The organism is Vibrio sp. 10N.222.48.A3, assembly GCF_041475345.1.
In the GTDB taxonomy this organism is placed as follows: Bacteria; Pseudomonadota; Gammaproteobacteria; order Enterobacterales; family Vibrionaceae; genus Vibrio; species Vibrio tasmaniensis_A.
On record NZ_JBFRVX010000375.1, the window covers coordinates 1 to 7,251 of the forward strand.

Sequence of the window (7,251 nt, forward strand, 5' to 3'; positions counted from 1 at the left end):
GCAGAGCAAGGATAAACACTCAATATATTCGATATTTTGCGCCATTCGATGAAAAAAACAGCGCTTTTTACCGAATATTGACGTGAGTGATTACCGCCACAAGGGCAAACCGATTATTTTGATGAATAATAACTGTTTTCCACTGCGAATTGATCGAGAGCAATCTCCAAAAAACAAAAAAGCAAACGTTTCCTTTGGGATATGGTAAAATTCGCCGCGAAATTTCTATTCCCCCTTTGATAATTTTGGAGTCCGCATGAAACGCGATTTAGCAATGTCATTCTCTCGTGTCACAGAAGGTGCAGCACTAGCTGGTTACAAGTGGCTTGGTCGTGGCGATAAAAACGCTGCAGATGGCGCTGCTGTAGAAGTAATGCGTAGCCTACTAAACAAAACCGAAATTAGCGGTGAGATTGTTATCGGCGAAGGTGAAATCGATGATGCACCTATGCTATATATCGGTGAAAACGTCGGTGTGGGCGGCGATGCTGTCGATATCGCCGTAGACCCAATTGAAGGGACTCGCATGACAGCTATGGGTCAATCAAATGCATTGGCGGTATTGGCTGCAGGCGAAAAAGGCAGCTTCCTTAAAGCGCCTGACATGTACATGGAAAAATTGGTTGTTGGCCCTGGCGCTAAAGGCGTAATTGACCTAGAGCTGCCACTAACAGAAAACCTAGAAAACATCGCGAAAGCATTAGGTAAAACACTCGATACGCTAGTAGTAACCACACTGGCTAAGCCTCGTCACGATCAAGTCATTGCCGACATGCAAGCCATGGGCGTTCGTGTATTTGCTGTACCAGACGGTGATGTTGCTGCTTCTATCCTAACGTGTATGCCAGACAGCGAAGTAGACGTAATGTACTGCATCGGCGGCGCGCCTGAAGGTGTCGTTTCTGCTGCTGTTATTCGCGCACTCGACGGTGACATGCACGCTCGTCTTCTTCCTCGTCATGAAGTAAAAGGCGATACAGAAGAGAACCGCAAGCACGGTGAGCTTGAACTAGAGCGTTGTGCAGAAATGGGCGTAACGGCAGGCATCGTCTTGAAAATGGAAGACATGGCACGCAGCGATAATGTTGTATTCTCGGCAACAGGTATTACTAAGGGTGATCTTCTAGAGGGCATCACTCGCACAGGCAATATCGCAACCACAGAAACTCTGCTTATCCGTGGTCGCTGTCGTACGATTCGCCGCATCAAATCTATCCACTACCTAGAGCGTAAAGACCCAGAAGTAATCGGTCACATCCTGTAGACCTAAACTAGCTCTAACAGAAACGTTCCAAGGCTGATACCAAGTATCAGCCTTTTGTTTTATTAGTGCACCAGAATCTCACCATTTGCTGTCGCTAGAGTAAAACGCTGTCTATATAGTAAATCCCCATCAATATAGTAAATGGTTTGCTTTATAAACACCTTGCCTCATAATAGTAAGGTTGATGAGGTAGGGATAGTATGAAAACAAGCGACAAAATCTTACAGACCATTAAGCGTCAAGGCGCGGTAACCGCGAAACAACTGTCAGAAGAGTTTGGCATGACGACAATGGGTGCAAGGCAACATCTGCAAAGTCTGGAAGATGACGGTATTCTTGCGTTTCATGATGTGAAAGTAAAAGTGGGTCGCCCGACTCGCCACTGGTCCCTGACTCAACAAGGCCATAGCCAATTTTCAGACCGACACGGTGAACTCACTATTCAAGTAATTGATGCCGTAGAAAATCTATTTGGTCAAGAAGGGTTGGCTAAGGTTGCTGCCGAGCGAGAACAACACACTCTGAAGCAGTATCAATCTGCACTGTCTGGCTGTGATTCGCTCATGAGTAAGCTTGAAAAACTCACACAGCTTCGTGAAGACGAAGGCTACATGGCTGAACTTCAAGAGCATGATGAGCACTACATCTTAATTGAGAACCACTGCCCCATCTGTAAAGCAGCAACTCGCTGCCCTAGCCTATGCCAATCTGAGCTCAATGTTTTCACTGAACTGCTCAAAAATGAGTGTCATGTAAGCCGCACTGAACACATTATTGCCGGCGAGAGACGCTGTACTTATACCTTAACGCCCACGCCTTTATCGTAATACCAAGTGCTAAGGGCTAGTCCCAACCCACCGATTCCGTCTCAATATTGAGAAAATGAGAATAGATTAAAATTTGTACAAATTTATTTCTTAAGCTTAAAGCATATGAAACACGCTTAATGCTAAGGAAGGAATCATGGCACAGCCACAGCCAAATCAAAAACTGCCCCCCTTTGATGAACTGGTCCAACTCGCCAAAAGCGATCCGAAAGCATTCAATCAATTCAAACACGAAATGTGCGAGCAGATGATTTGTTCGGCCTCGGAAACTATGCAAGACAGGCTACGCGCTCAGCAAAGTCACATCGATTTGGTGGTCGGTCGCTGTAAAAATCCACATCATGTTAATGTCGTGCTCATGCAGGAGCTTCGTTGTCAGGTCTGTAAATTCCAAGATTCACTCGAAGGTCGCTGTAGTTTTGAAGAACCTAAAACTGAAAATGTCGTGCCTTTCAGGCCGAATACAGAACCCAAAATGTACTAAAAGTAGAAAAGTATCAAAAAGAAAAAAGGGAGCGCAATGCTCCCTTTTTACTGATGAATCATCCAATCTTTAAACTGGATCTTCACCGTAATCATTACGGCCTTCTGTGCCTTTCAACAAACCACACTCAATCAGAATCCATAAGCCACACACTAACGCTGCAACGGTCGCAACCATATGGATTGGCGATACCGGCTCAGTGGTAGTCGCTGCCATTGGCGAAGCCAAACGACCCAGTACTAGGGGCACATTTAGTAGTAACCAGTAATTCGACTTATTGCGGTCGTGCCAGCGCTTAGCGGTGACCGCAAGATCTGGGATCACTAGCAGCAATAGGAATACTGGCAGTAGGATGTAAGAGTAAGCAGGGAACAACACAGAGATACCAGAAGCAAAACCAGTAATCGCTATGTAGTAGAAAATATTCCAAATCCAGTAAGTCTTACGACCAATTCTCCCTTTGAAAGAGAGCAGTAAATCTTTCATCGACATCTTAAAACACTCAAAAATTAATACGCTACCAAAAAGTTAGCAGCAAATAGTTAGTGAATCACTTTTAGTTAGTTGATTATTTTTAGCTAGTTAATCACTTTCTGAAAGCAACTTTTATCCATATCCCGTATGTTGACCGTTAGGCTACGGATATGGCTTGCCTGTTCTTGTAAGGTTTGCATTAACAAACGCGACAATTCTCTTTTCTGTTCTTCAGTACGTCCAGAAAGTAACTCGAAGCTAATATGAACAAAATCTACATTGTCCTCTTCATCACCGACCAACCAGTTATGACAGCGTAGTGAACGAGACTTCACAGAAGGTACATCAAACAAACCACAGTTTAATGTAACTTGATGAAGGTCTTCCAGTAAACCTTGGATATTCACTCGCTCATCCACTGAATTTGAGTACTCTAGAACTAGATTCGGCATTATTACTTCCTATTGTTAACGCAATCGTTTGTCCCTTAATAGCAACTAACGATGAAAAATCCGAGAAGTTAGCTATTATTCTGTCTGCCGGATCACTGATATTTGCTCAAAATCTACTCTGACCATTGAGTAAGATCCAAGAAAGTCATGACCACAGTCATGATCTGTTGATATTATTCTGTTATATTATTTCGTAATAAAGTTTACTTTTTTACATTCGATTTATTTAAATACTTTGGAGATATTCCTATGCGTCATCCTGTAGTTATGGGTAACTGGAAACTAAACGGCAGCAAAGAAATGGTTGTTGATCTACTAAACGGTCTTAACGCTGAACTTGAAGGCGTAACAGGCGTAGACGTAGCAGTTGCTCCACCAGCACTTTTCGTTGATCTTGCTGAGCGTACGCTTACTGAAGCGGGCAGCGCTATCATCCTAGGTGCTCAAAACTCTGACCTAAACAACAGCGGTGCATTCACTGGCGACATGTCTCCAGCAATGCTTAAAGAGTTCGGCGCATCTCACATCATCATCGGTCACTCTGAGCGTCGTGAATACCACGCTGAGTCTGACGAATTCGTTGCTAAGAAATTCGCATTCCTAAAAGAGAACGGCCTAACTCCAGTTCTTTGTATCGGTGAATCTGAAGCACAAAACGAAGCAGGCGAAACTGTTGCTGTATGTGCTCGTCAACTTGACGCTGTTATCAACACTCAAGGTGTTGAAGCTCTTGAAGGCGCTATCATCGCTTACGAACCAATCTGGGCTATCGGTACTGGTAAAGCAGCTACAGCTGAAGATGCACAACGCATCCACGCTCAAATCCGTGCACACATCGCAGAGAAATCTGAAGACGTTGCTAAGAAAGTTGTTATCCAATACGGCGGTTCTGTTAAGCCAGAAAACGCAGCAGCTTACTTCGCACAACCAGACATCGATGGTGCTCTAGTTGGCGGCGCAGCACTTGACGCGAAAAGCTTCGCAGCTATCGCTAAAGCAGCAGCTGAAGCAAAAGCTTAATTTAAACTTCACCGTTTAGATTAGATGAAAGGTCAACTTAGGTTGGCCTTTTTTGTGCCTGCCGTTTGTAAAAACTCAAACGACAGGCACAAAAAAACCGCTGAACAATCAGCGGTTTTTAATATTTTTTAAGCGAACGCTAAGCTTGGCTTAGAATAACTCTTCTGCAACGCGGAACAACTCAGAACGGTCTGGGTTCTGCATGTTCTCGATACAGTCGATGATATCGTGGTGAACAAGAGCTTCTTTCTCGATACCAACACAACGACCACCTTGACCTTCTTGAAGAAGGTGAACAGCGTAGTTGCCCATACGAGAAGCCAGTACACGGTCAAATGCAGTAGGACGACCACCACGTTGAATGTGACCAAGAACGGTTGCGCGAGTCTCACGACCTGTTGCCGTTTCAATCTCTTTAGCCAATTCGTTCGCGTCCATCATTAGTTCAGTTAGAGCGATAATTGCGTGCTTCTTGCCTTTCGCAATACCATCTTGGATATTGCTGATTAGCTGATCTTTATCTAGGCCAGTCTCAGGTGTAATGATGTACTCACAACCACCCGCGATTGCTGACATAAGCGTAAGGTCACCACAGTGACGGCCCATGATTTCAACAATAGAAATACGTTGGTGAGAAGAAGACGTATCACGTAGACGGTCGATTGAATCGATAACAGTGTTAAGCGCAGTTAGGTAACCGATAGTGTAATCAGTACCCGCGATATCATTATCGATTGTGCCTGGAAGACCGATACATGGGTAACCCATCTCAGTCAGTTTCTTAGCACCCATGTAAGAACCGTCACCACCGATAACAACAAGTGCTTCGATACCGTGCTTCTTAAGGTTCTCGATGCCTTTCTCACGAACAGCAACGTCTTTGAACTCAGGGAAACGTGCAGAACCTAAGAAAGTACCACCACGGTTGATCACGTCAGATACGCTTGAACGGTCAAGCTTTTCGATACGGTCTTCCACAAGGCCTTGGTAGCCGTCGTAAATGCCGTAAACTTCAATGCCAACTGATAGCGCAGTACGAACTACACCGCGAACTGCTGCGTTCATGCCTGGAGCGTCACCACCACTGGTCAAAACACCGATCTTCTTAATCATGCTCACCCTCGATTTTTGGGAATCTATTATTCAATTCTTGTTCTTGCTGATTGTATATCAACAAGATTTTAAATCTATATTTGTACGTTATGTTACATTTCCTCAACAGGAATAGCACTTAAATCACGTAAAATTATGTAACATTTCTACTTCTGTAAGAGTATTACAGTTTTACTCAATAACTTTGTTGATTCACATCAGAATCAACATTAATTGTTACTAAGGTGATTTTTGAATCACCTTCGAGTTAGCAATTTTTACTCACTTTAGTTCAAAAGCCATTCACTTGCCATTTGCTGCCTGATTTTTAGACGCATTACCATGAGTGAAATTTCTGCTGCTTCTCTGGTCCAAATACGACCGAATATGGATCTTGATGAATTAATACATCAGCATCAGGGAACACTGAAATAAGCTTGTCCTCTACTTCATCAGAAATGCGGTGTGCTTCAATCAGTGGGATATTGTCTTCGAGTTCTAAATGCAATTGAATGAAACGAACAGGCCCAGAACGGCGCGTTCTTAGTTGATGTACACCCAGTACCCCTTCCACACTCAACGATGCCTCTTTAATTTGTTTGAGCTCTTCATCGGGTAGCTTGTGATCAAGTAGAGATTGCACCGCTTCCATCGCCATTTGGTAAGCACTGTAAAGAATGTAGATGCCGATACCAATCGCGAATACCGAGTCTGCTTGACCGATACCAAACCAGCTCAGTGCTAGCGCCAGCATAATCGCCGCATTCATATAGAGGTCAGATTGATAATGCAGTGAGTCAGCCGCAATTGCTTGGCTACCCGTTTTGCTCACAACATGCTTTTGGAATCGAACCAAACCGAAGGTCATGACCATTGCGAACAAGCTGACATAAATACCAATTTCAGGAGAGTTCAGTTCATGCGGTCGGAAGAAACGTTCAATACCGTTAAGAATAAGGAAACAAGCAGAACCAGAAATAAACATCGCTTGTGCTAATGCAGCAAGAGATTCGGCCTTGCCATGACCAAAGGTATGTTCTTTATCAGCTGGCTGCAGAGAGTAACGAACCACCACAAGGTTGACGACAGAAGCGGCGATATCCAACAGTGAGTCAACAACAGAAGCTAATAAACTGACTGAGCCTGTCACCCACCACGCTGCAACCTTCACAACCAATAATATGGAGGCAATGATGGTGGCAGCCCAAGCGGCGAGCGTAACTAAACGTGCGTATTCTTGTTTCATAAATTGGCTATAAAGTGACTGATAGCACAAAGTATAACCCGCAAAACACCGATTGAATATGACAGCTAGGATCTAATACGTTCATTTTAAAGATCAAAAAAAGCGGCACTAGGCCGCTTCTTTCTAAACACTTTCAATCAATCCAGCTTTTTCAAACCATGAATTACTTGTCTTTGTTCATGCGTTTTTCCATTTTGTCCGCACATTTAGCCATGCGATCTTGCTGGATTTCTTTCAGTTGAGTCTTCTGTTCAGGTGTTAGTACGCTCATCATTTGATGTTGCTTCTTCAGCATGGTTAAACGACGCTCTGTTTGCTTCTCTACCATTTGGCTTGCTAGGTCGTTTGCCGCCGCTTCATCAAAGGTATCGGCTAGAACTAAATCTTGAACT

9 protein-coding genes are annotated in these 7,251 nt (G+C 43.9%); 4 read left to right on the plus strand and 5 right to left on the minus strand.

Features of this window, described 5'->3' with window-relative positions:
* Positions 1–256: 256 nt before the first annotated feature.
* From glpX to AB4653_RS11665, 3 genes are all read left to right on the plus strand, one after another.
* Positions 257–1,264: a class II fructose-bisphosphatase gene (glpX, locus tag AB4653_RS11655; protein ID WP_009848876.1), complete on the plus strand. Its 1,008-nt coding sequence runs from the start codon at positions 257–259 to the stop codon at positions 1,262–1,264.
* A 200-nt stretch (positions 1,265–1,464) separates the two neighbouring features.
* Positions 1,465–2,091, plus strand: a complete 627-nt coding sequence (locus AB4653_RS11660; RefSeq protein WP_009848875.1) for a metalloregulator ArsR/SmtB family transcription factor — start codon at positions 1,465–1,467, stop codon at positions 2,089–2,091.
* A gap of 136 nt (positions 2,092–2,227) precedes the next feature.
* Positions 2,228–2,575, plus strand: a complete 348-nt coding sequence (locus AB4653_RS11665; RefSeq protein ID WP_009848874.1) for a DUF3135 domain-containing protein — start codon at positions 2,228–2,230, stop codon at positions 2,573–2,575.
* Positions 2,576–2,644: 69 nt separating this feature from the next.
* Here AB4653_RS11665 and AB4653_RS11670 read toward each other — a convergent pair whose 3' ends face one another.
* Positions 2,645–3,067 carry a DUF805 domain-containing protein gene (locus AB4653_RS11670; protein ID WP_009848873.1) on the minus strand — a complete coding sequence of 141 codons (423 nt, stop codon included), beginning with the start codon at positions 3,065–3,067 and terminating at the stop codon, positions 2,645–2,647.
* A gap of 86 nt (positions 3,068–3,153) precedes the next feature.
* Positions 3,154–3,501, minus strand: a complete 348-nt coding sequence (locus tag AB4653_RS11675; RefSeq protein ID WP_004729703.1) for a 5-carboxymethyl-2-hydroxymuconate Delta-isomerase — start codon at positions 3,499–3,501, stop codon at positions 3,154–3,156.
* Between the two features lie 249 nt (positions 3,502–3,750).
* On the opposite strand from AB4653_RS11675, the gene tpiA reads away from it, so the two are divergent.
* A complete protein-coding gene (tpiA, locus tag AB4653_RS11680; protein ID WP_012604968.1) occupies positions 3,751–4,521 on the plus strand; it encodes a triose-phosphate isomerase in 771 nt (256 codons plus the stop codon).
* Positions 4,522–4,671: 150 nt separating this feature from the next.
* Here the strand turns inward: tpiA and pfkA are convergent, their stop codons facing one another.
* The 3 genes from pfkA to AB4653_RS11695 form a co-directional block, all read right to left on the minus strand.
* Complete coding sequence (gene pfkA, locus AB4653_RS11685) at positions 4,672–5,634, minus strand: 6-phosphofructokinase (RefSeq protein WP_009848871.1); 963 nt, start codon at positions 5,632–5,634, stop codon at positions 4,672–4,674.
* A 316-nt stretch (positions 5,635–5,950) separates the two neighbouring features.
* Positions 5,951–6,859, minus strand: a complete 909-nt coding sequence (gene fieF / locus AB4653_RS11690) for a CDF family cation-efflux transporter FieF (protein WP_009848870.1) — start codon at positions 6,857–6,859, stop codon at positions 5,951–5,953.
* A 163-nt stretch (positions 6,860–7,022) separates the two neighbouring features.
* On the minus strand, positions 7,023–7,251 hold a 229-nt coding region (locus AB4653_RS11695; protein WP_372104217.1), incomplete at its 5' end, for a Spy/CpxP family protein refolding chaperone.